Below are 389 nucleotides of genomic sequence, written 5' to 3'. Positions count from 1 at the left end.
CGGGCGGGGTCGAGCTGCTTCCCTCGCTTCGCTCAGTCCAGGATCTCGACTTTCCCGCTTTTCCCGCAGGAGTCGCCACCCTTCGTTCCCATCAACTTCTACATAGGGTGTTGAAAAGTAAATGCTCCATGCAGACCATTTATTTATCGATTCCACGCATGTGAAAGCGAGTGCGAATAAACGGAAGTATGATAAAAAGGTTGTGCGAAAAGAAACACGGGCTTATGAAGAAAAACTTCCATTAGAGGTAAATATGGATCGTGAAGAACACGGAAAAAAGCCCTTTCCCCTGGAGAAGTTTGAAAAGGAAGTATGGAAAGAAACAAAGGGCAGATATTGAAGTATGCGACAACGACGAAGGAAGGATATCGCCAATATAAATCGAATCC

Annotated in this window: 1 pseudogene; it reads left to right on the top strand. The window is 45.5% G+C overall.

What is annotated here, in order from left to right:
- Window positions 1-121: 121 nt before the first annotated feature.
- A pseudogene (locus ACP3VS_RS24300) lies at window positions 122-328 on the top strand (IS5/IS1182 family transposase); the annotation flags it as partial.
- Window positions 329-389 lie beyond the last annotated feature (61 nt).

It is taken from the genome of Lysinibacillus sp. VIII_CA (assembly GCF_049943995.1).
Taxonomy (GTDB): Bacteria; Bacillota; Bacilli; order Bacillales_A; family Planococcaceae; genus Lysinibacillus; species Lysinibacillus pinottii.
This window is presented reverse-complemented; position numbering and strand designations above follow the sequence as displayed.